We start from the raw sequence: 23,876 nt of genomic DNA, 5'->3' as shown, positions 1-23,876 counted from the left end.
GGCTCCCGGCCTTCCTTTTGCGCCAGTGTGCCGCGCCGCGCGCCTGCCGGATGTGAGGCAAGTTCCTGCGGTCAGCCGCGGTCCGGGTTATACCGAGGGCTGCGTCGCGCTGGCCCCACGCGTGCCGAACCATGCCAATGCCTCCTCCCACAGCGGCTGCGCGTGCTGGCGGAAATAGCCCATATGACCCAGCGACCCGAAGCCTTCCTTCTTCGCATCGACGTCGCGGCGTTCCAGCGGCGCCTGGCGATAACCGCCGACGAAGGCATCGCGCGAGCGCGGCAGCGCCCACAGATCGTCCAGCGCATTGGCGGCGACGATCGGCGTGCGCACGCGCGCATAGACGTCGGCGATATGGGACATCGCCGGATCGTCGAAGAAGTAATGCGGAAAGCCGCACCAGCGGCGCCAGTCGCGATACACGCCCATCGGCAGGTCCTCGCCGGCGCCCAGCGATTTCCAGGGCATATAGCCCATCAGCCGGGTCAGCACCGGCAGCAGTACGTTCCACGCCAGCCAGATGCGCGTGCGTTCGGGCTGCGGCATCCAGCCGTGCCAGCCGGCGCCGACGCCGAACAGATAGGCGCCGGCGAGGCGTTCGTGATTGGGCAGCAGGCCCAGCGCGTGGCCGCCGAAGGAGTGGCCGATGAGATACAGCGGCGTCGCGTCGGCGGCGAAGTGGTCGACTGCCGCGGCAAGGTCCAGCGTGGCCCAGTCGAGAAAGCTCATCTCGAAGCCTTTCAGCCTGGCCGGGCGCGAGGCGCCGACGCCGCGGTAGTCCATGGTGAGCACGGAATACCCGCGCGCATTGGCGAATTCGGCGAAGCGGCGGTAGAAACCCTGCGGCACGCCGGTGGCGCTGCCCACCACGATGCGCGCGGTTTCGTCGCCATGGGCGCGATAGAGCACGGCGCCGAGTCGATAACCGTCCTGCGCCACCAGGGTGAGCGCCTGGCCAGAAACGGTGGGTACGGCATTCATGCGCGAGCTCCTTTCGCCTGAGCCAATTCGACACGCAACAAGCCCAGCAGCATCTCCACCGTATCGTTGACGGGTCGGGCGCTGCCGGCCACGCGGGCCTGGATCAGCGAGCCTTCGTAGGCGGATACGATCAGCGCCGCCAACTGCGCCGAGCGTTTTGCCCCGATGCCGGCCTTGGCCAGCATGCCCGCCACCAGTTCGCGGAATTCGCCGAAGGCCTGCGCCAGCGACTGGCGCAATTCGGTATCGTCCGGCGTGGATTCCAGCGAGATGGCGGCGAGCGGACAGCCGCGTTCGAAGCCGCTGCGCTCCAGGCGCTTGTGCGCGTGGTTCCACCAGGTCTTCAGCGCCTCCACCGGATCGGCGCTGGTATCGGCCAGCTGCCGCAGGCTTGCCTTGATCTGCAGCGTGCCGGCTTCGATCGCCGCCACCGCGAGGTCGGCCTTGCCGCCAGGAAAGTGGTGATACATCACGCCTTTCGGCGCCTGCGCCTCTTGCAGGATTTCGCTCAGGCCCACGCCGTGCAGGCCTTTGCGCTGCAGCGAATCGAACATGGCCGCGACCAGGCGTTCGCGGGTGCTGGGAGTGTCGACGGTTTTCATGGTGGCTGAATCTATAGACCGGTCGGTCCAGTTGTCAACGTGCCGCCTGCACTAGGCTTGTGCCCAGGATCAGCCCCAGGGTGAAGGACCATGTTTCGCGCCACCAACATCCATACCGGCCAGGACGTCGATGCCGAAGACCTGTGGTCGATGGAGCCGGTCGACCCGGATGGTTTCGTCTGCCCCGACTGCGGCTCGAAGGTCTATCCCACTTCGTACCGTCCGGAAAACCTGCGTCGCGCCCATTTCGCCGCCAAGCCGAAATGCCCGCCGTGGTGTCCCAGCAATGGCGAGGCGGACCTGCTCAAGCGCGCCCGCACGGAATCGCTGAGCGAGGACGACGGCAGTTTTCCCGGCTATATGCCGGCGGGTTTTCGCCTGCCGGTGGAAACGGCGCCGGCCGAAGGCGCGCCAGGTGCAGGCGCCATCGAAGGCGAAGGCAAGGCACGCCGTGCACCCGCCGCGCCGCCGGAGCAGGGCGCACGCCAGCGTCCGCGTGTCACCACCAGCTTTCGCGATATCTGCCGCGCCTATCTCAATTTCCCCAACGACCGCCATCGCGAGCTGCACTTTCTCGATCTGTACGGCACCACTTACGACGAAGTGATCTGGCGCCTGCGCACCAAGCAGGAGCATCTGATCCGCTATCCGATTCCCCATCTTTTCCACGGCCCCATCGGTTGGCGTGCACCGGAAGTCACCGACGACCACGCGCTGATCGAGATGGACGTAAAGGAATGGCACGACGGCAAGCCCGGCCGTCCGTACCAGGTAAAAGTGCTGTGGAGCGACTGGACCCAGCGCCAGCGCAATGCCCTGCTGCGCGAAGTGGAAACCGCCAGCAACGAAGCCAAGGACCTGAAGAAAGCCGGCAGCAAGGATCGCAGCCTGCTGTTCTTCGTCGGACAGCAGGAGAAGGGCGACGACGCCATCTTCGTGGTGACGGAGCGCAAGCTGATCTGCTGCCTGACCGGTTTCGACGGACGGCCAGGCGCGGCAGGCGCCAAGCGCAAGGCCTGACCTGAGGGCGCGCCGCAAGTAGCGCGCTGCGCTCCAGCCACGCCGTCCATGACCAACGACACGGTGCCTCTCCCGACACTTGCGGGAGATATAACAGCGCTTATACGTTTCACCGCCATGACGCTTCCAAAGACCGCCACCCTGGGCACGCTGCTGCGGCACCTCACCGAATTGCTGGACGGTTCGGTGGAGGACGCTTATCGCTCCCTCTCCCTCGACTACCGGCCGCGCTATACACCGGTGATGCGCGTCCTGCTCGCGCAGGGGCCGGCTTCGATCCGCGCGATTTCGCTGCGCGCCGGCATCACTCATTCGGCGGTGAGCCAGACCGTGGCGCAGATGGTGCGCGCCGGCCTGGTGGCGCTGGAACCGGGCGGCGACGCGCGCGAACGCATTGCCGCGCTTACGCCGGCGGGCGAAGCGATCGTGCCGGCGCTGCGCCGCCAATGGGAAGCCACCGAAGCCGCCGCCAGGACGCTGGACCGGGAACTGCCGATGCCTTTGACCGCCCTGCTGCGCGATGCGATCGACGCACTGGAGCGGCGGCCCTTCCGCGAGCGCCTGCAACGCGCCGTCTCTGCCAAGCCCTCTCCACGCAAACCGAAGCCCGGGAAATCATCCAAATGAAACTGTTGGCCATGGCATGTGCAAGCCTGTTGAGCCTGGCGCCCCTCGCGGCATCGGCGCAGCAAACATTGACGCAGAAGGAGCGCGACGCGGCGATCCAGAGTGTCGAGAAGCTGATCCAGGAACGCTACGTCTTCCCCGCGCTGCGCCCGGCGATTGTCGCCGCGCTGGAAAAGCAGCGGCGCGCGGGCCGCTACGATACGGACGATGCCCGCGTGTTCGTCGACCGCATCACCGAGGACCTGCGCGCCGCCGGCAAGGACCGGCACCTGTGGATGAGTGTCGATCCCGCCGGCTACGCGGCGGCGCTGCGCTCGTCGCAGGATGACGAATCCGGCGACGATCCCTACTGGCGCGAGCGCGCCGTGCGCAACCACCACGGCCTGGTGGAGATGCGCATCCTGCCCGGCAATATCCGCTACCTGCGCATCGCGGAATTCGCCTGGGTGCAGGACAGCACGGGCCAGGCTTACGACGAGGCCGTGCGCTTCCTGAAGGACGGCGATGCCATCATCATCGACCTGCGCAACAACCCCGGCGGATCGCACGGCGCCGTGCAGTATCTGGTCAGCCACTTCCTCGATCCCGACGTGCTGGAATACACCTTCTTCGAAGGGTCCAAGGCGCCGAAGCAGTCCCGCACCGTCAGCTACCTGCCCACCGGCCGCATCAAGGACAAGCCGCTGTATGTGTTGACCAGCCGCGGCACGGGTTCGGCCGCCGAAGCATTCGCCTATGACGTGAAGCAGTTCAAGCTCGGCCAGCTGGTCGGCGAGAACACCGCGGGCGCCGCCAACAACAATGCGCTGTTGCCGGTGGCGCCGTACTTCGTGCTGAGCGTTTCGTTCGGCCGTCCGGAACATGCCATCAGCAAGGCCAACTGGGAGCACGATGGCGTGGCGCCCGATGTCGCATCGGCACCCATGCTGGCCCTGGAAACCGCGGAGAAGCAGGCGCTGGACAAGCTGGCGGGCAATCCCAAGGCCAGCGAGGAGCAGAAGCGCGATTACCAGTGGGCCCTGGTCGGTGTCCAGGCAGCCCTGCACCCGGTGCAGCCGGATGCTGCCGCGCTGGCTCCTTTCGCCGGCAGCTACCGCAGGAGCGGACCCAATGCGAACGCCATCACCGTGGTCCAGCGCGACGGCTCGCTCTGGATCACCCTGCCGCACTGGCCCGAATCGCGCCTGCAGCCACTCACGCAGGACACCTTCGGTGTAGACGGCGTGGAGACGCTGCGCGTGCGCCTGACGGGAAAGACCCTGGAAGCTCTGTGGAGCGATGAGGACAAGCCGCGGATATATCAGCGCGAAGGCTGAGGGCTTATGCTTTAATCGCCCGCAACAGCGAGGACTGTCGCTCGCGCAAGGAGGCGATCATGAGCATCCCCGAAGCCTTGATGGCGGATATCGAACGGCTCTGCGCCGAAGGCGACGAACAGGTCGGGCAGGGCAAGCTCGGCGAGGCCTACACCAGCTACATGGCCGCCCTGCAACTCGTGCCCGAGCCGGCCGAACAGTTCGAGGCCACCACCTGGATCCTCGCTGCCCTCGGCGATCTGTACTTCCAGGCCCAGGACTACGATCAGGTCGTGACCGTGCTGGGCGATGCGATGCATTGCCCTGGCGCCATCGGCAATCCGTTCCTGCATCTGCGCCTGGGCCAGGCCCAATTCGAGGTGGGCAACGAAGTACGCGCGGCCGACGAGCTATGCCGCGCGTATATGGGCGGCGGCAGCGAAATCTTCGACGAGGACGATCCGAAGTATTTCGCTTTCCTGAAAACCAGGATCCAGGCACCGGCCGCGGGCTGGTAACGCCAAGGGCCCGGCATGGACATCCCCTCGCTGATGTACGAAACCGTCTCCTCGCTCGCCTGGTCGATGTTCGAGGCGAGCGAAGCCGGGCAGGCGGCTGTCTATTGGCGCAGCTATAACGCCTTGCTCGCCTATTGCGAGGAACAGGACGCGCAAGGCGTGCGCCATCCGTTTCCGTGGGAAACACTGGCCGACTTCACGCACGACGATCTCGCCGCCGTGCCGCTTTATCTGCATGCGCTGGGGCAGGCCGAACAAGCCGATGCTTATCGTGCGTCGATTTTGTTGGAACTGGCCAGGCGCTATGTGGGTTGCGGGCAACCCGAGGCCGCCTGGGGTTGTGCTTCGCAGGCGAATACACACGCCGCTTCGGTGGACGATGTGGATCTGAAGCGGGACATCAGCGTTCTGTTGCTCAAGCTTTCCGCCGAGCGTTGAGTCCGGCAACTCGTCATTCCGGCGCAGGCCGCCACGTAGCGAGGCAATCTCCATGGACCGCATCGACGCCATGAAAGTCTTCGTCGCCGCGCTCGACGAAGGCAGCCTCGCCGGGGCCAGCCGAAAGACGGGACGTTCGGCGGCGGCGGTGAGCCGCGCCATTGCGTTTCTGGAAGCGCACGTCGGCGTGCCGCTGCTCCATCGCACCACGCGTTCGCTGAAGCTGAGCGAGGCAGGCGAGCGCTATGCCATGGCCTGCCGCAAGGTGCTGGCGGATCTGGAAGAAGCCGATCGCAACGCGGCAGGCGAGCGCTCGGTGCCACGCGGGACGCTGACCATCTCTGCCACGGTATTTGCAGGCGTGGAAATCCTGAGGCCGATCGTCGATGCGTACATGGACGAATTTCCGACGGTCAGCGTGCGGCTGCATCTGCTGGAGCGGCCGGTGAATCTGGTCGAGGAAGGCATGGACCTGGCGCTGCGTATTACGCATCTGCCGGATTCCACCTTGGTCGCGCATCGCATCGGCGAGGTGCGGCGGGTGGTAGTGGCGTCGCCGCGTTATCTGGCGAAGCATCCGCGCATCGTGGAACCGGCGGACCTGGCCAAGCATCAGCTGATCGCGATGACGCATATGGGACCGGAGTCGTGGAGCTTCCCGCCGCAGGAAGGTTCGTCGGTGCCGCGCGCCGTGGCGTTTACGCCGCGCCTGGTGGTGAACAACGTGCGTGCGGCAATCGATTCGGCGGTCGAAGGGCATGGCGTGACGCGCCTGCTTTCCTATCACGTGGCGCCGCAGATCAGGGAGGGCGCGCTGCGTATCGTGCTGGCGGATGCGGAGCCCGTGCCGATCCCGGTGCATCTGGTTTCGCCGTACGGCCGCCTGGCCGTGCCGAAGGTGCGCGCCTTCGCCGACTTCGCGCTGCCACGCCTGCGCGCGCGTTTCGCCAGCCTTGCCAAGGAAGTGGAGATGGCGCCGGATGCGCCGATTCCACCGCGGCGCGGAAGAATGTCTGCCGGGTGACGGGGATTCGCTAGTTTCAGGTGCGCGCCTAGATTGGAGGCGTCGGGCAGGCAGCCCGATCGGCGATAAGCCGAACCTCCTTTCCCCCAAGAGACGCATCTAATGAACAGCCAACAGAAAGTCGCCATCGTCACCGGCGCATCGCAAGGCATCGGCGCAAGCCTGGTCAAGGCCTTCCGCGACCGTAACTACCGCGTGATTGCCAACTCGCGTTCGATCCAGCCGTCCAGCGATCCGGATGTGATCGCGGTAGCCGGCGATATCGCCGAACGCGCCGTTGCCGAACGCATCGTGGCGGAGGCGCTGGCGCGCTTCGGCCGCATCGACACCCTGGTCAATAACGCCGGCATTTTCACCGCCAAGCCGTTTACCGCATTTACGGCGGAGGATTACGCCGCCAATATCGCGGTCAACCTCACCGGTTTCTTCCATATCACCCAGCTGGCTATCGCGGAGATGGAGAGGCAGGGCAGCGGCCACGTGGTGAGCGTCACCACCAGCCTTACCGATCATGCGATCGACGGCGTGCCGGCGGCGCTGGCTGCGCTGACCAAGGGCGGCCTGAATGCCGCCACCAAGTCGCTGGCCATCGAATATGCCAAGCGCGGCGTGCGCGTGAATGCGGTATCGCCCGGCGTGATCAAGACGCCGATGCATGCGCCGGAGACGCACGGTTTCCTGGCGGCGCTGCATCCGGTGGGCCGGATGGGCGAAGTCGCCGATATCGTCGACGCCGTGCTGTACCTGGATTCGGCGGGCTTTGTCACCGGCGAGATCCTGCACGTCGATGGCGGCCAGAGCGCCGGTCACTGAAACGGATGGGCCGGCCGCAGCCGGCCCTTTCATCACCGCGAGAAAAGCGTCATGCCTTATATCAATATTCAAATTACCCGCGAGGGCAGCGCGCCCGGCCGTAACGCGGCGACCGCTGAAGAGAAGGCTGCCCTGATCAAGGGCGTCAGCCAGCTGATGCTGGATGTCTTGAACAAACCCTTGGATTCCACCTTCGTGGTGATCGACGAAGTGGAGACGGAGAACTGGGGCTGGGGCGGCTTGCCGGCGCTGGAATATCGACGACAGCGCGAAGCGGCGAAGAAATAAGCCGGGAGGCCGCGCGGGCAGTACCGCGCGGCCGTAGCGTTCAGTGGCTTACGCCAACCACGATGCCCGAGCCGATCCAGTCCGCCAGCAGCTGCCCTGCGCGTGCAATGCCTGGTTCTTCGCCGAGGCGTTCGATCAGCGCATCGCACAGCGCGCCGAAGTGCCCGTCTTCCTGCACGGAAAGCAGGGCTGCATGTTCGATCGCATCGACCTGGCGCAGGCGCGACATGAAATCCTGGCGCCAGGCGACGAGGCCCGCCGGTGCTTCGAGCATTTCAGCTTCGGGTGCCGGCGTTTCATCCTGCAGCGCCGACCAGATCGCCATCGCGTTGGTGGTGGCTGCGCGGTGGCGCAGTCCGGGGCTCAGGCGCAGCGTAGCCGTCTCCCAATCGACGCCATCGAGATCGGCAGGCGAAAGCGCCGCCGCATCGGCCGCGACGAAAACCTCCGATAGCGTCCATTCGATCCACGCCAGCTCCTGCAGGTCGGGATTGTGCGGATACAGCGCGTGCAGGCTGTCGGGGAGATCGGCGCCATAGGCATCGAGGGTCCACGAGGAAGGCGGCTGCCGGTCGATGTAATGGATGGCCAGCTGCAGGAAGGCCTCGTCGCCCATGGCCAGCTTCAGCTGCGGATAGCTGGCGCGCAATACGTTGACCAGTTGCGTGCGGTAGTTGTTCTGGTAGGCGGCCAGGCCACGAGTCGCGATCAACCCACGACGCAAACCGTCATCGTCTCCCGCCTGCACCAGCCAGTCGCTGAAATCCCGCTGCATTTCGGCAAGCATCACGCAGCCTCCTTCACCGCTGCATGGCCAACGCGCAGACTGCGGGCGATAGCCAATTCAGCAAGCAGCTCCGGCAGCGGCGGAATGGCGTCGTCGCGCTCGATCATGGTGGCGACCGGGCCGAACATCGCCGTGGCGGCGACATATAGCGACCACACTTCGTCATTGACCGGCTGGTCGTGCGTATCGATCAGCAGATCCTCGCCCTGGGTGTGTCCGGCCAGATGGATCTGGCGCACGCGGTCGGCGGGTATGCCGCGCAGATAGGCTTGCGCATCCCAACCGTGGTTCTGCGCACTGACATAGATATTGTTGACGTCCAGCAGCAGGCCGCAGCCGGTGCGGCGGCTCATCTCGGCGATGAATTCCCATTCGGCCATGGTGGACGCCGCGAAGCTGACATAGCTGGACGGGTTCTCGAACAGCATCGCGCGACCCAGCGCTTCCTGCGCCATGTCGATATTGCGGCAGACCACCGCCAGCGTTTCCTCGGTGTAGGGCAGGGGCAGCAGGTCGTGCGAATTGAAATGGGCGAAGCGCGACCAGCTCAGGTGGTCGGAAACGAACAAGGGCTCGATCGCATCTGCGAGCTTGCGCAGGCGCTTCAGGTAATCGACGCGCAATCCATCCGCGGAACCGATCGACATGGATACGCCATGCAGGATCACAGGATGGCGTTCGCGTATGCGGCGCAGGATGTCCAGTGGCTGGCCGCCGTCGACCATGAAGTTCTCGGAGATCACTTCGACGAAGTCGACCGGCACGTCGGTGTCGAGAAAGTCGCGGTAGTGCTCGCGGCGCAGGCCAAGGCCGTAGCCGTCGAAGGTCGGAATGGCGTGGGACATGGTGTTGCTCCTGCGTTCGCTTGAATAAGAGAAGTTGAATACTCGCCTCAAACCAGCCCCCTCTCCCCTCCGGGGAGAGGGTTGGGGTGAGGGGCCGGGCGGAGCGCGACGTTGAACCTGGAGACAAGCTCAAAAGCTTTTCTCCGCTCCGTTGAAATCTCGTGGCGAGCCCCGGCCCCTCATCCGCCTGCCGGCACCTTCTCCCCGGAGGGGAGAAGGGGGCTCCGACTTGGACCCTATTTACTTCGGCTCCGTCAACGTCCCACCCGCCGCCAGGCACTCCGCCTTCGTCTTCACCACGACGCCCTGACCCTTGCAATCGTTAAGCCCTTTGCAATCGTGCTTCGAAGTAGCGCACAGGCTCTCGCCCTTGCAGCTGTTGACGCCATAGCAGCGCACCGGTTCGCGCTGCTGCGAACCCTGATCGGCCGCCTTGACCGGCGAGATGACGGAAGCCGCGGCAATGGCGACGAGTGCGGCCGCAGCAGCGAGGCCGGAACGGGACTTGGTAGCGATGATGCTCATGAGGTGACTCCTTGAATGGATGGAATGGAATAAGAGAGAAGAAACTCAACGCACGCCGTTGGCGGCGTCCTCGATCACCCTGGCTACGGCCTCGGGCTGCGAGATGTACACAGCGTGGCTGGCCTTGATTTCGGTGACCTTGGAACCGGCGCGCTTGTACATCCAGCGCTGCAGGTCGGGGCTGAGCGCGCGGTCGTCGGTGGTGACCACGGCCCAGCTCGGCTTGCTGTGCCAGGCGGCGACCTGCATGGTGGCGCCGAAGGCGGCGGTGCTGGCGGGCACCTGCGAGACGGCCATGAAGTCGGTGCGGTTCTTGCCGAGGTCGCCGGCGAAGTCGTCGCCGAATTTCTGCGGATCGAAATACAGATGGCCGTCGCGGGTCGGCATCACGTCATTGCTCGGCGAGGGCATCGAGCCCACCACCTGCGACAGGCTCTCGCCCACGTCGGGCTGCACGCCGGCGACATAGACCAGCGCCTTCACCTTGTCGCGGTTGCCGGCCTGGGTGATCACCGCGCCGCCGTAGCTGTGGCCGACCAGCACCACCGGTCCGTCCTGTTCGCGGATCAGTTCGCGCACCTGTTCGGTGTCGTTGGCGAGCGTGTCGATGCGCGGCTGCGCAACGACCACCTTGTAGCCCTTGTGGATAAGGATGTCGTGGACGACGCGCCAGCCGGAGCCGTCGACGAACGCGCCAGGCACGATCACGACGTTCTTGATGGCGGGCGCGGGCGCCTCGGCGGCGGTGGCTGCGCCGGTGGCGGCGGCCATGGCGATGGCAATGCCTAGCAGGGTACGCATGGAAAGGATTCCTGGTTGACGAAGCAGTGGGAGTGGGTTGGCAGAAGGGATTTCAGCGTTGGCGCCGCAGCAGCCGGTCGAGCGACCAGTCGCCGCCGCCGTAGACGATCAGCGGGAGCAGCAGGGCGGCCCAGGTCAGATGGGTGGGCCAGGCCAGCGGGTACACGAAGATCTCGATCACCGCGGTCATGCCCAGCAGCGCCAGCGCCGACCAGCGGGTGAACAGGCCGGCCACCAGCAGCACGGGAAACAGATGCTCCGCGCCGGTGGCGAGCCGGGCCGCCCAGTCCGGCGGAATCACCGGCAGGGCGTACTCGGCGACGAACAGGTCGTAGGTCGACTGCTTGATGGTGAGGAAACCTTCGACCTTGGTGCGTCCGGACTGGAAGAACACCGCGGCGATGGCCAGCCGCCCGATCAGCAGCAGCGCGGCCTCCGGTAGCGCGCGGGTCCACCGCGAGGTGGTCGTTGCCACCGTGTTCATTGCTTGGGCTCCAGCGTGCCGTAGCCCTTGGGCGTCTTGATGGTGGTGCAGGTGCCCTTGTCGACCAGCACCCAGGCATTGCCCTGGTAGTCGGCCTTGGAGGTGCCGGCGCAGGTGGCGCCGGCGCCGGCGGCGCAGTCGTTCTTGCCGGCGAGGGAAACGCCGTAGCACTTCTCCATGGCTTTCTTCTCTGGCGGCTTCTTCTGCGCTTCGTCGGCATGGGCCGAGGCGGCGAAACAGGCGAGGCCGAGGGCGAGGGTGGCGGCGAGCTTGGCGTGCGTGCGGTGCATCGGTGTTCTCCTTGGGATGGTGTGGGTGTGAGGGCTCAGATCAGGTTGATCGCGACGTCGATGTTTCCGCGCGTCGCCTTGGAGTACGGGCAGGTCTGGTGGGCGCCGTCGACGATGGCCTGGGCGGTGTCGCGATCGAGGCCCGGCAGGCTCACGTTGAGCCGCGCCTGCAGGAAGTAGCCGCGCTCGGGCGTATTGCCGAGGTCCACTTCGGCCTGCACTTCGGTGCCGGCCGGCAGGCGCACGCCGATCGACTGCGCGGCGAAGCCCATCGCGCCGATAAAGCAGGCGGACCAGCCGGCGCCGAACAGCTGCTCGGGATTGGTGCCGGCGCCCGGCGCACCCGGCGGGGTCAGCTGGATGTCGAGGCGGCCGTCGTCGCTGCGCGACTGGCCGTTGCGGCCGCCGGTGGTGGTGGTCTTGCCGGTGTAGAGAACGTTGCTGTTCATGGGGATGGTTTCCTGGTGGTTGGCCATCGCGCCGGAATGGCGGCGGCCGGTGGACATAGGAAACCGCGGCGGCGTATCCCGCTTGTGTCGCCGCAGGTGCCCAAAGGCAACGCAATGTGTAGCGGGCGGTGGCGGATACGTTTCGGTACAAAAGCCGCGGCGCGGGCGCCAGTGTGGGCCCGGGCGGCTTGTACATTCGGATACAAAAAGCCGCTTCGGCGGACATGGAGGGGATAAGGCGCGGCGCTTCAATACGCACCTGGGCAGCGCAGGCGCGCTGCATCGCCATCACGAGGAGATCCCCATGCGTTATCTGAAAATCACCGCCGCCGCGCTGTTCCTGGCCGCCGCCTGCGTGGCCGTCTGGCCCGGCACCACGCCAGCCGCCTTGGCGCCGGAGCGCGAGGCGCGCCCCGCACCGGAACTGACCGGCGCCGGCCCCTGGTTCAACTCCGCGCCGCTCACGCTGGCGGGACTGCAAGGCAAGGTGGTGCTGGTGGAGTTCTGGGCGCGCGAATGCATCAACTGCATCCACGTGCTGCCGCATACGCGCGAGCTGCACGACCGCTATGCCGGCGATGGTCTGGTGGTGATCGGCGTGCACACGCCGGAGTACGACGAGGAGCGTGACCCCGCCGCGCTCAAGGCCGCCATCGCGCAGTACAAGATCGACTGGCCGGTGGTGGCCGACAACGACTACAAGCTGTGGAATGCCTATGGCAACCGCTACTGGCCGGCGCTGTATCTGATCGACCGCAACGGAAAGCTGGTCTACAGCCACTTCGGCGAGGGAAACTACGAGCAGATCGAGCAGCGCGTGCGCACGCTGCTCGGCAAGGCCTGATCGGGCGCGTGACAACGGGACAAGGTATGGACCACATCGACAACATCCTGGTCGTGGACGACGACCGCGAGATCCGCAACGGCGTGGTGGACTACCTGCGCAAGAACGGCCTGCGCGCCAACGCAGCAGTGGACGGGCGCGACATGTTCGCCCAGCTCGACGGCTCGGCCTTCGACCTGGTGGTGCTGGACATCATGATGCCGGGCGACGACGGCCTGGTGTTGTGCCGCACGCTGCGCGGCGGCAAGCACCGCGCGCTGCCGGTGGTGCTGCTCACCGCGCGCGACGACGAGACCGACCGCATCGTCGGCCTGGAGATGGGCGCGGACGACTACGTGACCAAGCCCTTCGCGCCACGCGAACTGCTGGCGCGCATCAAGGCGGTGATCCGCCGCACGCGCATGCTGCCGCCCAACCTGCGCGTGACCGAAGCGGCCAGCGAGCTGGCGTTCGGCCGCTGGCGGCTGGACACCACCGCGCGCCACCTGCTCGACGAGCACAGCACCATCGTGCCGCTGAGCGGCGCCGAGTTCCGCCTGCTGCGCGTGTTCCTCGACCATCCGCAGCGCGTGCTGTCGCGCGACCAGCTGCTCAACCTCACCCAGGGGCGCGATGCGGAGCTGTTCGACCGCTCGATCGACCTGCTGGTCAGCCGCCTGCGCACGCGGCTGTCCGACAATGCCAAGGACCAGGCCTACATCAAAACGGTGCGCAGCGAAGGCTATGTATTCAGCATGCCGGTGACCGTGCCGGGCGAGGGCGCATGAGCGCGCAGGCCGCACGCACGCCGCGCTGGCTGCCGCGCAGCATGGCGTCGCGGTTGTACCTGATCATCGTCGCGGGGCTGGCGCTGGCGACCGGCTTGTCCCTGGCGTTGGCGTTCTACGAGCGCTTCGAAAGCGCCACCGCGGTAATGCTCAATACGGTGGAGCACGACGTGGCCACCTCGGTCGCCGTGCTCAATCGCCTGCCGGCAGCGGAACGCGCCGATTGGCTGGGGCGGCTGGAGCGCGACAACTATCACTACGTGCTGGACGCGGGCAAAGCGGGTTTTCCGCTGATCTCGCAGCGTTCGCGCGAGTTGTCGCAGCGCATCGCCAACGAAGTCGGGCCGGCGTATCGCGTGCATGCCGAGGCGATCTCCACCGAACCGGAGCGCTACCAGGTGCACTTCACCCTGGGCGATGGCACGCCGCTGACGTTGGAAGTGACGCCCGCGCTCAAGCCGGTCCAGCCCTGGCTGCCGCTGGTGCTGGTGCTGCAGGTGGCGACAGTGCTGCTGTGCGCGTGGCTGGCGGTGCGGCTGGCGACGCGTCCGCTCAGCCGGCTGGCCAAGGCGGCGGAGGCGATGACGCCGACCGCCGACGGTCCGCGCCTGCATGAGGAAGGCCCCACCGAAGTGGCGCAGGCCGCGGTTGCCTTCAACACCATGCAGGAGCGCATCGCGCGGCATCTGAAGGAGCGCCTGCACATCCTCGCCTCGATCTCGCACGACCTGCAGACGCCGATCACCCGCATGCGCCTGCGCGCCGAAGGGCTGGCCGATGGCGAGGAGCGCGACAAGCTGCTGGGCGACCTGAAGGCGATGGAACACCTGGTGCGCGAAGGCGTGGCCTATGCGCGCAGCGCGCACGGCGGCGCGGAGACGCCGGTGCGACTGGACATGGATGCCTTCCTGGAAAGCCTGGTGTTCGACTACCAGGACATCGGCAAGCCGGTGACGCTGGAGAGCGTGGCCGGCGGCACCGCGATGGTGCGCCGGCAGGCGCTGCAGCGCGTGCTGGGCAATCTGGTCGACAACGCGATCAAGTACGGCGGCTCGGCCGAAGTGTCGTCGTGGCGCGATGCGGGCGGCGCTTTGTGCATCGCGGTGGCCGATCGCGGGCCGGGCATTCCGGAAGACGAACTCGAACAGGTGCTGCAGCCGTTCTACCGGCTGGAGGCTTCGCGCAACCGCGACACCGGCGGCGCGGGCCTGGGCCTGGCGATTGCCGCGCAGTTGGCGTTGGCGATCGGCGGCGCGCTGAAACTTGCCAACCGCGAGGGCGGCGGACTGGTGGCGACGGTCAGCCTGCCTTGAATGGGCGCAGAGTGCGGCATGTCATAAAAGGTGGCATTTTCGACATTTAAGTCGAGGCCCGCCAGGCATACAAAGTTCGCATCTGCCCGGCATCCCGCCGGCGCATGCGGAGCATCGACATGAGCACCCACGCATACGGCACCGCCCTGATCACCGGTGCCTCCACCGGTATCGGCGCCATCTACGCCGACCGCCTGGCCCGCCGCGGCCACGATCTGATCCTGGTGGCGCGCAACCGGCAGCGCCTGGACGAACTCGCCCGCCGCCTCACCGACGAAACCGGCCGTTCGATCCAGGTGTTCCCCGCCGATCTCGGCGATGCGGCCGGCGTCGCTGGCGTGGAGCAACTGCTGCGCGCCGATCGCAGCATCTCGATGCTGGTGAACAACGCAGGCATGGGTGCGGTGTCGCCGCTGCTGGAATCGGACGTGGCGCGCATGACGCAGATGATCGAGCTGAATATCGGCGCGCTTACGCGTCTCACCTATGCGGCGGTGCCGGGTTTCGTCGAGCGCGGGCAGGGCGCGGTGATCAATATCGCTTCGGTGGTGGCCATTGCGCCTGAGCTGCTCAATGGCGTGTACGGCGCCACCAAGGCCTACGTGCTTGCGTTCACCCGTTCGCTGCAACACGAACTCGCCGCGCAAGGCATCCGCGTGCAGGCGGTGCTGCCGGGTGCGACGGCGACGGAGTTCTGGGCGGACTCCGGCAAGCCCGTGAGCGAACTGCCGCCGGCCATCGTGATGACGGCCGAGGCGATGGTCGACGCCTCGCTCGCAGGCTTCGATCAGGGCGAGGTGTTCACCATTCCAGCGCTGCCGGAACTGGGCGACTGGGCTGCCTACGAAGGCGCTCGCGAAAAGCTGCTGCCGCAACTCTCGCGTGCGCAGCCGGCGGTGCGTTATCTGCGTGCGGTGGAGTGACGCTTCAGGCCACGATGAAATCTTTCGTCGCCGGTGGATTGAGCCACCGGCGACGAAAGCTGAGGTCAGAAAGCCAGCTTGGCACCTACGCGGAGGCCCCAGGTCTGGCTGGCGAGGCCGGCCGATCCGGTGGGTGAGAAGCTCGTTCCTTCGGCGCCCCACATGTGCGTATCCGCTTTGGTGTGCGCGTACTTTTCATAGCTGAGCGAGGAGTACAGCGACCAGCGAGGCGTCAGGTGATAGTTGGCGCCAAGTTCCATGCTGAACATGGTCGAGCGCTTGCCGTGTTCGGTGGTCAGCATGCCTCGCTGGACGTGGTTGTCGCGGTCCTTGCCGAAGGTCCACGGACTGACGACGGCCTGGCCGTAGAAGTCGAACTTGCCCGATTCGTAGCGCACCGCCGCACCCAGGTAGCCGCTGCGCCAGGTCTGCTTGTAGGTGATGACCTTGCCTTCGAATTCGCCGACGGTGTCGTGGAACGTGCTGGGGTCCGTCGTATCGGATGAATTGATGACCGAGCCGCCGCTCGCTTCGAACCGCATGGTCTGATAGCGCACGCCCGCCAGCGCGTCCAGCGATACGCCGCCATAGCGGTAGAAGGTAAAGGCGGCGCTGAGATCCGCACCGTAGGACTGGTTCATGCGCGTGGACGAGATGGAGCGGCTGGTCCAATCGTTGATGCCGAGACCGCGCATCTCCCAGTCGTAATCGGTCATTTTTCCGTTGTCGGCGACGACGGTCCAGGCGCGGCCCCGAATGGTCAGCCAGTCCAGCGGGCGATAAGCCAGATCCAGACCCACCGTGCCGGCGCTCTTGATGCGCCAGTTGAGCTGGCTGTTCTTGGCGCCGGTCTCGTCGTCGTAGACGTACTCGCGCGCCGTACCCGCGAGATAACCGGTAAACAGCCCGGCTTCGAACTTGGAGGAATGCACCAGCGGTGCGGCATTCGTCACGGCCGGGTCGGCCGCATGCGCCGCGCCCGCGAGGGCCAGCAGGCTGGCGATACCCAGCGCCAGGGAGGTCTTCTTAAGCATGGCAGTAGCTCTCTTTGATTTTTTGCATGGGGCGATGCGCGCTCGGCGGGACAGGGCCGGAACAGCGCTCGCCAGCATGCTTTTTCAAAGCGGGCATGTGGACTGGAAATATCTGGAGATCGGTCGCTGCCAGCTTCCTTCTGCTCAGCCGCCGGCGATCGCCAGCAGGGCGCCGGTCAGCGCCAGATTCGCCTGCCAGGCGCGGATCGCCGCTTCGCGCGCGGCGCCTTCGGCGCGCCAGAAGTCCAGCATCATCAGCGAGGCCAGCACGGTGAATGCGGCCAGCCCCAGCGCGGCGAGGCGAAGGTGGAGCTGCAATGCGAGCATCGAGCCGGCGACGAGCTGGAAGATCGAGCCGATGGCGAGCGTGGCGCGGGCGCAGGGAATGTGGCGTGCGGACAGCGTGCTGGACAGTCCGGCGAAGTGGCGGAAATGCAAGGCGCCATTCACTGCGTAATAAAGGCCAAGCAGGGCGTAGCCGAGACCGGCCAACCAATGAGGTGCAAGCATGCGGGACGCCTTGGATCGTCGATGGAATCCAAAGTGTGCGCAAGGCGTGGTCGCGGCGCGTTCCCGATCTTGCTGAATCGGCTCAGCCCTATCTCATCCCTTCAAGCTGCGCGGCCAGCCGCAGCTTCAGCGCCGGCCATTCCTCGCTCACGATGCTGTAGAACGCCGTGTCCCTCGGCTTGCCGCTGGCTTCGATCTTGTCCTTGCGCATCACGCCTTCGAAGATTGCGCCGATCTTTTCCAGCGCGCGCCGCGAACGCGCATTGTCGGCCTTGGCGCGGAACTGCACGCGGTTGGCATCGAGGGTTTCGAAGCAGTAAGCCAGCAACAGCAGCTTGCATTCCAGATTAATGCCGCTGCCCCAGAACGCGCTTGCCATCCAGGTGACGCCGATCTCCAGCTTGCGGTCCTGCGGCTGGATCTCCAGGAAGCGCGTGGTGCCGATGATGCGGCCGTCCTCGCGCAGGCGGATCAGGAAGGGATAGGTCTTGCCGAGTTCGCGCTCGCGCAGGGCGGCGGCGAAGTTCGGATAGAAGATCCGCGGATCCGAATAGTCGACCGAGGTGAGCCGCCAGATCTCGCGATCGCGGCCGACCTCGAACAGCTCGTCGAGATGGACTTCTTCCACGGGGCAAAGCTCGACCCGCTGGCCGGCGAGGCTCAGCGGGTGCGCAATCCAAGGAGCGGACAAGGGACACCTGGGCGTCGATAGGGGATCGACGCAGTATGCACGCGCAGGTTCACCGGCCTGCGGACAGCAAAGGCCTTCGCCATGGCGATTCGATGACGGCCGGCTTGCGGCCCGTCAGGCGGCAGCGGTGCGTATCGAGGCTTGCGGAGCCGGTGCGCGCAGCAGCAGATAGAACGCGGCGACGTGGGTGATCATCAGCAGCGGCACGTAGATCACCGGAATCGCATACGCGGCGCGCAGCTCGCCCGCCATGGCGGGAAGACCCGCCTGCACGGCGTGGTAGTAGTCGAGCAGCAGGTCGGCCATGCCGACCGCGTTGAAAGCGAGCACGCAGGCCCAGAACAGCGGGCGTACGCGCACCGTCATCAGGGCCAGCAAGGCCAGTACGCCGGTGGCCAGGTCCGCATAGGCCGCGAAGGCGGCGAAGCTCGGCGGCAGATGCGGACCGATGACGCCGGGCATGATGAAGACCAGGCCGAAGAAGCGGAAACTGTGCAAGGTGGCGATGGCGCGGAGCGCATCGATGCGCTCCATCGAGCGCAGCCAAGGCCACAGATAAGCGCGGAAGCAGAGCAGCCAGGCGACGTAGCCCAGGATCATCTGCGTAAGAAAGATAGCGGCAGGCAACATGTCGGACCCCCATCGGGTGGTGGCTTGCGTCTATGCCGGAAACCCCGCGGGGCGCCGAAGGCGCTGCGGCTCCGTCTGGTACCGATTGGTACCGGTGAAAGTCATGCTACGGTACTGGTCGGTACCAATGCAAGGATCTTTACGTGAAGAAGCCAGCCAGCGTCGAAGCCGGTCCAGCGCCGGCACGCGAGCGGATCCTGCATGCCGCGATGGAGAGCTTCATGGAGCTGGGCTACAACGAGGCAAGCACCTTGAAGATCGCCACGCGCGCCCAGGTCTCCAAGCGCGAGCTGTATGCGCTGTTCGGCAGCAAGCAGGCGATGCTTGCCGCCTGCATCGCCGACCGCGCGGGGCGCATGCGGCTGCCGACCGGCTTGCCGTCACCGCTCCATCGCGAGGAGCTTGCCGCCATGCTGGCCACGCTCGGCGCCACCGTGCTGCGCGAGGTGACGCAGCCTGGCGTCATGGCCGTCTTCCGGCTTGCCATCACCGAAGCGCAGCGCGCGCCGGAAGTGGCCGCAACGCTCGACACCGCCCGTGCCTCGATCCGCACCGCGGTGCATGGCCTCGTCGCCCAGGCGCAATCGTCCGGCCTGCTGGCCGCCGGCGATCCCCACGAGATGAGTGCGCGTTATCTTGCGCTGCTGTGGGGCGACCTGATGATCAGCCTGCTGCTGCGCCTGCGCGAGGCGCCGAAGGCGAAGGAATGCGAACAGCGGGGCGGCCATGCCGCCGCGGATTTTCTGCGGCTCTATCCGGCGGCGAGGAGCTGATGCCGATGCAACTGGCGGAACTGGGCGAACGCATCTGCATCATGGGCCCGTCCAACAGCGGCAAGTCCACGCTGGCCGATGCGATCGCGCGCAAGCGCGGCTTGCCGGCCGTGCATCTGGACCAGCTCTACCATCGGCCGCATACCGATTGGCAACCGCGCCCGTTCGAGGAATTCGTGGCGCTGCACGATGAGGCGATCGCCGCCGCACGCTGGGTGATCGACGGCAACTACACGCGCTGCCTGCCGCAACGGCTGCAGCGCGCCACCGGCCTGATCCTGCTCGACGTGCCGGTATCGCTGAGCCTGCTTCGCTATGTGAGAAGGACGCTGTCCGGAGCCGGGCGCGTGGGCGCCATCGCCGGCGGGCGCGACAGCATCAAGTGGGACATGCTCCATCACATCGCCGTGGTGACGCCGGGCAATCGCAAGCGCTACCTGGCGATCTACCGCGATACCGGGCTGCCGAAGCTGCACTTGCCATCCGCACGGGACATCGAAGCCTGCTATCGCCAATGGCAGCTGGAGCGCTAGCGCCACGCGCTGCGCACCTGTGGTGAGCGTCGCGTCACGGAAGATGCTGCACGAGCACACGGAGCAGCGCCGCCCTATGGCCTGAGCGCAGCGCTCGCGTTATCGTCGCCCCCATGCCATGGGGCTTGCGTGCACGCAGGATGCGCGCCGCGGTCCCTGGCCACCGGGCCGATCCGCGCATACGGCGTCAGGGGGAGGAAGCAGGCAGGTCATGGCGACGACGAGCGGTCCGCCGAAAGGGCCATCCCTGTTGAGCATCTTCGTGTTCGGCAGCCTCACGGCCGTGCTGCTGTTCGCCGTGCTGATGAGCGGCCTGCGCTCGGACCTGCGCGCCCAGCTGGGCGAGAGCAGCCATCGCACGCACGAAGTGGCGGCGCACGTGTCGCAGGCGATGCGCATGCCGCTGCGCTTCAGCGCCAACTCGCTGACCTTCATCGCCGAGGAATCGAGCCGGCTGCATAGCGTGGCGCCGCAGCAGAGCGACGTGCTGCTCAAGGGCATGGTGGCGGAGATCATGCGGCGGCAGCCGCAGATCCTGCATATCGACGTGGTGGATGCGGCGGCTTCGGTATCCGGCACGGTACCGGAAGTGTCGACCGGCACCGTGTGGGCTTCCTGCGGCATGAGCGAGCTGCGCACCGTGGGCGCGCCATGCTTCGGGCCCGTGGAGAAGACGGCGGGCGGCGAAGTGATGTATGTGGCGGCGCCGTTCGACGAGCACCGGCGGATCGTGGCGGACATGCAGGTCGCCGCGCTTGAGCATGCGGTGGTGAACGTGCCGCATGCGAACGACATCTTCTTCGCGCTCGAAGATGCCCAGGGCCGCGCGATCGTGCAGGGCGGCGATGCCAGGGCCGCCGCCGTGGATGCCAACGCCTTGGTTGCGCCATGGTGGGTGCGCCATCTGTTCGGCTGGCAGGGGCCGCTGCCGTTGCGGGCTACCACGGCGATCGAGCCGTATCCGTTCAAGGTCGTCGCCGGCATCAGCTACCGGAAGGCGCTGGCGCCATGGCGCCGCCAGGTGATCGCGGCCACCGCGTTCTATCTGTTCTATCTGTTCGCCTTCGCCAGCCTGCTCGGTGTGATCTACCGCGCGGGGAAAGTGCAGCGCTACTACATCGAACATCTGCAGGCCAAGACGCAGGAGCTGCACACCGCACAGCGCGTGGGACGCACGGCGATCTGGACGTTCCAGCAGGGCCGGCTGGCCTGCACCGACGAAGAGGGTGAGATCTTCGGCCTGCCCGGCGGGCGCAATGCGGCCAGCGTGCGGGAGTTCCTGTCCATGGTGCATCCGCAAGATCGTGCGCCGCTGATCGCCCAGGTCGGCGCCGCCTGGAGAAACCAGGACAACCTGCGCGCCGAATTCCGCATCCGCAAGGCCGATGGAGGGGAGCGTTGCCTCTCGGCGGGCGGCAAGGTGGTGGTCGGTCCGGACGGCGCGCAGTTCATGACCGGCACCATCGTCGACGTCACCGAACAGGCGGAAGCGCATCGGCGCCAGGCGGAGAGCGAGCAGCGCTTCCATTCGCTGTTCGACCGCAACCCGCTGCCGTTCTGGGTGTTCGACGCCGAATCGCTGCGCATCCTGGAGGTGAACGCCGCGGCGGAGCAGGCCTATGGCTATACGCGCGAGGAGTTTCTCGCGATGAGCATTTTCGATCTGCGCGATCCTGGCGAGACGGCCGGCCTGATGGCCCATCTGGCTTCCAGCGATGCGCGCGGCGTGCCGAAGGTGTGGACGCATCGCACCAAGCAGGGCCAGGCGATCGAGGCGCGCATCCACGCCGCCGACATCGTGTTCAACGGCGTTCCCGCGCGGCTGGTGCTGGCCGAGGATGTCGGCCAGCAGCTGGCGGGCGAACGCGAACTGGCGTATCGCGCCTCGCACGACCCGGTGACGAAACTGCCCAACCAGCATGCCTTGCTGGCGAAGCTGGATGCACTGGTCGGCGAAGGCCGGGAGTTCGGCGTCACCTACGTTCAATTGCTCGGCATGGATGCGGTGGCCGATACCTTCGGCATCAACGTTGCCGCCGGCGTGCTGCGCGCGATGACCGCGCGCCTGGTACAGCGGGTAGGAGGCGACGGCTTCCTGGCGGCGGTGAACGACGAGGCCTTCGCCTGGGTGGCGCCGCGCGAGAGCATGAGCGAGGCCGCGCTGCAGGCGGTCGTGCAGTGCGCCGCGGATCCGCTGTATTTCGAGGAAACCCAGCACCAGATGGAGATCGTGCTCGGCGTCGCCAGCTACCCCAAGGATGGCGCCCAGGGCGACGTGCTGTTCGCACGCGCCGCGCTGGCCGCACATGCGCATGTGCGCAGCCACCGCTCGGTGCATTACTTCGAGCCGGCACTGGCGCAGCAGTCGAAGGAGCGCATGCAGTTCTCGGCGAACCTGCGGCGGGCCGTGCGGCGCCACGAGTTCGAGATGTATTTCCAGCCCATCACCGATTTTCCCGACCAGCGCCTGGTCGGCCTGGAGGCGCTGATGCGCTGGCCGCAGGCCGATGGCTCGCTGATACCGCCATCCACCTTCATTCCGGTGTGCGAGGAGTCCGGCCTGATCGTGCCGCTGGGACGCTGGGTGCTGAACCAGGTGGCCAAGGCCAGCCTGCAATTGAAGGAGGCCGGTTTCGACGACCTGCCGATCGGCGTGAACATCTCGCCGGCGGAGCTGCGCGGCAGCGATCTGGTCGCCAACCTGCGCGCGGTGCGCGCGGCCTACGAGCTGGCCGACCACGCCATCCATATCGAACTCACCGAGAGCTGCCTGATCGAGCATCGCGACAAGGCCATCGAGGTGATGCGGCAGCTGCGCGCCGATGGCGTGGCGGTGGCGCTGGACGATTTCGGCACGGGCTTTTCCAGCCTTTCCTATCTGCGCGACCTGCCGATCGACATGCTGAAGATCGACCAGGCCTTTATCCGCAGTGTCGACAGCGACGCGCGCTCGGCGACGATCTGCGACGCCATCATCGCGCTGGGCAAGAGCTTAGGGATCCGCGTGATCGCCGAAGGCATCGAGCGGCCCGCGCAATACCAATGGCTTTACCGGCATGGCTGCGATGGCGCGCAGGGTTTCTACCTGGGCCGGCCCGAACGGCTCGCGGATTTCCTGGCGCAGTGGACGCCGGCCAGGGCGAGGGAGGAATAAGCGGGTGCCAGGCGGTGCTTGCGCCCCTGGCCATTCGGTCTACTTGAAGGCCATCGGGGCCGCGAGTACTTTCCCCCGGCCTCGCGGCTGGGAAGCAATAGTGCGCTGGTCCGCAGTTTTCGCCGGCGCGGCGCCTTAACCTGACGCGCACATTCGGGTTGGCAAACTGATTCATCGAACGTCAGGGACAGGCGCGCCGCGGCCACGCAGGCGACCACGACGAAGCACGGGGCAGCACAAGGGATTGGATGTGCCACAGACACGAAGCGGACAAGGATCTCGCATGCAACATGCAGCTTCGCGCACACCGGCCGCGGGCCGGTTCATGCTGTTCGCCGCCATCGGTATGCTGGGCGCCAGCCCGCTCCTGGCCGCGTCCGGCCAGCCACAAGATCACGTCAAGGAGAAACATGCGATGACCACGGCAGCTACCGGCTCCTCGTCGGGCCTGAGCGCGAGCCAGGCCCTGCAGCGGACGCTCGAACTGATCCGCGCCAGCAAGAGCGTGGCGGATATCACCCCCGAATCGATGCAGGGCGCGTTCGGCGTCGAGGTCAAGAAGGTCGACCCGCAGCAGTTCGGCTACGGCCAGCGCCTGCCGGGCAACTGGGCCTTCAGCATCATGCGCCAGGAAGTGAGCGGCGCCGGACGCGTGGATCTCAACTTCAATCCGCTGCCAGGCACGCAGGCGGCGCTGGAAGACATCTGCGATCCGGATTTCGCCCGCTTCACCGCGGAGCTGGAATCGATGGGCTTCGCGCGCCACTCCGCGCACGGCGAACACAATCGCTGGACCTACGATGCCTTCGAGCGGCCCGGGATGCGGGTCGAGGTGTATCCGGAGGTGGCGCACGCCGACAACGGCGAGCCCACCGGTCCCATCTGCGTGAAGATGGTGCAGGTACGGTAAGGAGACC

At 66.5% G+C, this 23,876-nt stretch carries 29 protein-coding genes; 16 read left to right on the top strand and 13 right to left on the bottom strand.

From position 1 onward, the window contains the following. Nucleotides 1–87 precede the first annotated feature (87 nt). Nucleotides 88–981 carry an alpha/beta fold hydrolase gene (locus KK141_RS18490; protein ID WP_214572584.1) on the bottom strand — a complete coding sequence of 298 codons (894 nt, stop codon included), beginning with the start codon at nt 979–981 and terminating at the stop codon, nt 88–90. Then, complete coding sequence (locus KK141_RS18485) at nt 978–1,583, bottom strand: TetR/AcrR family transcriptional regulator (protein WP_214572583.1); 606 nt, start codon at nt 1,581–1,583, stop codon at nt 978–980. The genes KK141_RS18490 and KK141_RS18485 overlap by 4 nt, the downstream gene beginning before the upstream one ends. Before the next feature lie 90 nt (nt 1,584–1,673). Here KK141_RS18485 and KK141_RS18480 point away from each other — a divergent pair, with 90 nt between their 5' ends. The 8 genes from KK141_RS18480 to KK141_RS18445 all read left to right on the top strand — a co-directional run bounded on the left by KK141_RS18480 (nt 1,674) and on the right by KK141_RS18445 (nt 7,606). Further along, nucleotides 1,674–2,603 carry a hypothetical protein gene (locus KK141_RS18480; RefSeq protein ID WP_214572582.1) on the top strand — a complete coding sequence of 310 codons (930 nt, stop codon included), beginning with the start codon at nt 1,674–1,676 and terminating at the stop codon, nt 2,601–2,603. 117 nt (nt 2,604–2,720) lie between these two features. Continuing rightward, nucleotides 2,721–3,230, top strand: coding sequence for a helix-turn-helix domain-containing protein (locus KK141_RS18475; protein ID WP_214572581.1), 510 nt, complete (start codon nt 2,721–2,723; stop codon nt 3,228–3,230). Between the two features lie 11 nt (nt 3,231–3,241). After that, nucleotides 3,242–4,546, top strand: a complete 1,305-nt coding sequence (locus tag KK141_RS18470; protein WP_214572580.1) for a S41 family peptidase — start codon at nt 3,242–3,244, stop codon at nt 4,544–4,546. 59 nt (nt 4,547–4,605) lie between these two features. Beyond that, nucleotides 4,606–5,043 carry a tetratricopeptide repeat protein gene (locus tag KK141_RS18465; protein WP_214572579.1) on the top strand — a complete coding sequence of 146 codons (438 nt, stop codon included), beginning with the start codon at nt 4,606–4,608 and terminating at the stop codon, nt 5,041–5,043. A 15-nt stretch (nt 5,044–5,058) separates the two neighbouring features. After that, a complete protein-coding gene (locus KK141_RS18460; RefSeq protein WP_214572578.1) occupies nt 5,059–5,481 on the top strand; it encodes a hypothetical protein in 423 nt (140 codons plus the stop codon). 52 nt (nt 5,482–5,533) lie between these two features. After that, nucleotides 5,534–6,505, top strand: coding sequence for a LysR family transcriptional regulator (locus tag KK141_RS18455; protein ID WP_214572577.1), 972 nt, complete (start codon nt 5,534–5,536; stop codon nt 6,503–6,505). 102 nt (nt 6,506–6,607) lie between these two features. Further along, nucleotides 6,608–7,318 carry an SDR family oxidoreductase gene (locus tag KK141_RS18450; RefSeq protein ID WP_214572576.1) on the top strand — a complete coding sequence of 237 codons (711 nt, stop codon included), beginning with the start codon at nt 6,608–6,610 and terminating at the stop codon, nt 7,316–7,318. A 51-nt stretch (nt 7,319–7,369) separates the two neighbouring features. Then, complete coding sequence (locus tag KK141_RS18445; RefSeq protein ID WP_214572575.1) at nt 7,370–7,606, top strand: 4-oxalocrotonate tautomerase family protein; 237 nt, start codon at nt 7,370–7,372, stop codon at nt 7,604–7,606. Nucleotides 7,607–7,646: 40 nt separating this feature from the next. Here the strand turns inward: KK141_RS18445 and KK141_RS18440 are convergent, their stop codons facing one another. The 7 genes from KK141_RS18440 to KK141_RS18410 form a co-directional block, all read right to left on the bottom strand. Beyond that, entirely contained in the window at nt 7,647–8,393 is a 747-nt protein-coding gene (locus KK141_RS18440) for a DNA-binding domain-containing protein (RefSeq protein ID WP_250901872.1), read from the bottom strand. After that, entirely contained in the window at nt 8,393–9,238 is an 846-nt protein-coding gene (locus tag KK141_RS18435; protein ID WP_214572573.1) for a DUF692 domain-containing protein, read from the bottom strand. The genes KK141_RS18440 and KK141_RS18435 overlap by 1 nt, the downstream gene beginning before the upstream one ends. Nucleotides 9,239–9,478: 240 nt before the next feature. Next, nucleotides 9,479–9,763, bottom strand: a complete 285-nt coding sequence (locus KK141_RS18430) for a hypothetical protein (RefSeq protein ID WP_214572572.1) — start codon at nt 9,761–9,763, stop codon at nt 9,479–9,481. Nucleotides 9,764–9,808: 45 nt separating this feature from the next. Continuing rightward, the gene (locus KK141_RS18425; protein ID WP_250901861.1) at nt 9,809–10,564 is read right to left on the bottom strand and encodes an alpha/beta hydrolase; all 756 of its coding nucleotides are present in this window, start codon (nt 10,562–10,564) and stop codon (nt 9,809–9,811) included. 52 nt (nt 10,565–10,616) lie between these two features. Continuing rightward, nucleotides 10,617–11,048, bottom strand: a complete 432-nt coding sequence (locus KK141_RS18420) for a DoxX family protein (protein ID WP_214572571.1) — start codon at nt 11,046–11,048, stop codon at nt 10,617–10,619. After that, nucleotides 11,045–11,338: a DUF2282 domain-containing protein gene (locus KK141_RS23005; RefSeq protein WP_250901860.1), complete on the bottom strand. Its 294-nt coding sequence runs from the start codon at nt 11,336–11,338 to the stop codon at nt 11,045–11,047. Before KK141_RS23005 ends, KK141_RS18420 begins: the two co-directional genes overlap by 4 nt. A gap of 35 nt (nt 11,339–11,373) precedes the next feature. Then, nucleotides 11,374–11,787 (bottom strand): organic hydroperoxide resistance protein, encoded by a 414-nt coding sequence (locus KK141_RS18410; protein ID WP_214572570.1) that lies wholly within the window; start codon nt 11,785–11,787, stop codon nt 11,374–11,376. Nucleotides 11,788–12,091: 304 nt separating this feature from the next. On the opposite strand from KK141_RS18410, the gene KK141_RS18405 reads away from it, so the two are divergent. The 4 genes from KK141_RS18405 (at nt 12,092) to KK141_RS18390 (ending at nt 15,634) form a co-directional block, all read left to right on the top strand. Then, nucleotides 12,092–12,631 carry a thioredoxin family protein gene (locus KK141_RS18405; protein WP_214572569.1) on the top strand — a complete coding sequence of 180 codons (540 nt, stop codon included), beginning with the start codon at nt 12,092–12,094 and terminating at the stop codon, nt 12,629–12,631. A 26-nt stretch (nt 12,632–12,657) separates the two neighbouring features. After that, nucleotides 12,658–13,398 (top strand): response regulator, encoded by a 741-nt coding sequence (locus KK141_RS18400; protein ID WP_214572568.1) that lies wholly within the window; start codon nt 12,658–12,660, stop codon nt 13,396–13,398. Continuing rightward, complete coding sequence (locus KK141_RS18395) at nt 13,395–14,711, top strand: ATP-binding protein (RefSeq protein ID WP_214572567.1); 1,317 nt, start codon at nt 13,395–13,397, stop codon at nt 14,709–14,711. The genes KK141_RS18400 and KK141_RS18395 overlap by 4 nt, the downstream gene beginning before the upstream one ends. Nucleotides 14,712–14,830: 119 nt before the next feature. After that, entirely contained in the window at nt 14,831–15,634 is an 804-nt protein-coding gene (locus KK141_RS18390; protein WP_214572566.1) for an SDR family oxidoreductase, read from the top strand. A gap of 65 nt (nt 15,635–15,699) precedes the next feature. On the opposite strand, the gene KK141_RS18385 is transcribed toward KK141_RS18390, so the two are convergent. From KK141_RS18385 to KK141_RS18370, 4 genes are all read right to left on the bottom strand, one after another. After that, on the bottom strand, nt 15,700–16,668 hold the full coding sequence (locus tag KK141_RS18385) for an omptin family outer membrane protease (RefSeq protein WP_214572565.1): 969 nt from the start codon (nt 16,666–16,668) through the stop codon (nt 15,700–15,702). Nucleotides 16,669–16,812: 144 nt separating this feature from the next. Then, on the bottom strand, nt 16,813–17,178 hold the full coding sequence (locus KK141_RS18380) for a DoxX family membrane protein (protein ID WP_214572564.1): 366 nt from the start codon (nt 17,176–17,178) through the stop codon (nt 16,813–16,815). Between the two features lie 88 nt (nt 17,179–17,266). After that, the gene (locus KK141_RS18375; RefSeq protein WP_250901859.1) at nt 17,267–17,869 is read right to left on the bottom strand and encodes a GNAT family protein; all 603 of its coding nucleotides are present in this window, start codon (nt 17,867–17,869) and stop codon (nt 17,267–17,269) included. 114 nt (nt 17,870–17,983) lie between these two features. Further along, entirely contained in the window at nt 17,984–18,499 is a 516-nt protein-coding gene (locus tag KK141_RS18370) for a hypothetical protein (RefSeq protein ID WP_214572563.1), read from the bottom strand. A gap of 143 nt (nt 18,500–18,642) precedes the next feature. On the opposite strand from KK141_RS18370, the gene KK141_RS18365 reads away from it, so the two are divergent. The 4 genes from KK141_RS18365 (at nt 18,643) to KK141_RS18350 (ending at nt 23,869) form a co-directional block, all read left to right on the top strand. Further along, nucleotides 18,643–19,272, top strand: coding sequence for a TetR/AcrR family transcriptional regulator (locus KK141_RS18365; protein WP_214572562.1), 630 nt, complete (start codon nt 18,643–18,645; stop codon nt 19,270–19,272). Next, nucleotides 19,272–19,805 (top strand): AAA family ATPase, encoded by a 534-nt coding sequence (locus KK141_RS23000; RefSeq protein WP_250901858.1) that lies wholly within the window; start codon nt 19,272–19,274, stop codon nt 19,803–19,805. The genes KK141_RS18365 and KK141_RS23000 overlap by 1 nt, the downstream gene beginning before the upstream one ends. Nucleotides 19,806–20,016: 211 nt before the next feature. Beyond that, nucleotides 20,017–22,959 (top strand): GGDEF domain-containing phosphodiesterase, encoded by a 2,943-nt coding sequence (locus KK141_RS18355; RefSeq protein WP_214572561.1) that lies wholly within the window; start codon nt 20,017–20,019, stop codon nt 22,957–22,959. A 283-nt stretch (nt 22,960–23,242) separates the two neighbouring features. Next, a complete protein-coding gene (locus KK141_RS18350; protein WP_214572560.1) occupies nt 23,243–23,869 on the top strand; it encodes a hypothetical protein in 627 nt (208 codons plus the stop codon). Nucleotides 23,870–23,876: the final 7 nt, after the last annotated feature.

It is taken from the genome of Dyella sp. LX-66 (assembly GCF_018599165.1).
In the GTDB taxonomy this organism is placed as follows: Bacteria; Pseudomonadota; Gammaproteobacteria; order Xanthomonadales; family Rhodanobacteraceae; genus Dyella_D; species Dyella_D marensis.
Note: the sequence above shows the minus strand (reverse complement) of the source record. Positions and strands in the feature narration are given on the sequence as shown.